At 42.4% G+C, this 729-nt stretch carries 1 protein-coding gene; it reads left to right on the top strand.

Annotated elements, in window-relative coordinates; translation table 11 throughout:
• Positions 1–15: 15 nt before the first annotated feature.
• Positions 16–729 (top strand): cytochrome bc complex cytochrome b subunit (locus tag A3729_RS05875; protein ID WP_197475609.1); only part of this gene is annotated, 714 nt, incomplete at its 3' end.

Genomic DNA, 729 nt, shown 5'->3' with positions numbered 1-729 from the left:
TGAGGAGCAGGCATAATGCAAAAGCTAATTAACTGGATTGACGAGCGCCTCCCTGTTGTTGAAGCATTCGAAAATCACATGAGTAAATACTACGCGCCAAAGAACTTTAATGTTTGGTATATTTTTGGTGTGCTTTCAATGGTTGTTTTGGTTAACCAGCTTCTTACTGGTATTTGGTTGACTATGAGCTACAACCCAAGTGCTGAAGGTGCGTTTGCATCGGTTGAGTACATTATGCGTGATGTTGAATATGGCTGGTTGCTGCGTTACTTGCACTCCACCGGCGCTTCAGCATTCTTTGTTGTGGTTTATCTGCATATGTTCCGTGGCTTAATGTATGGTTCATATAAGAAGCCTAGAGAACTTATCTGGATCTTCGGTATGACGATCTATTTAGCTTTGATGGCTGAAGCATTTATGGGTTATTTGTTACCGTGGGGCCAGATGTCTTACTGGGGTGCTCAGGTTATCGTAAACCTATTTGGCGCGATCCCTTACATTGGTGAGGATTTGTCCTTGTGGATTCGTGGTGATTACCTGATTTCAGGTATCACGCTAAACCGCTTCTTTGCTTTGCATGTCGTGGCATTGCCTATCGTTATTTTGGCATTGGTTGTTCTGCATGTATTAGCTTTACATACTGTGGGTTCGAATAACCCAGATGGTATCGAAATAAAGCAGAATAAAGACGAAAACGGTATTCCAAAAGACGGTATTCCTTTCCATCCT

The organism is Oleiphilus sp. HI0043 (genome assembly GCF_001634935.1).
This window is presented reverse-complemented; position numbering and strand designations above follow the sequence as displayed.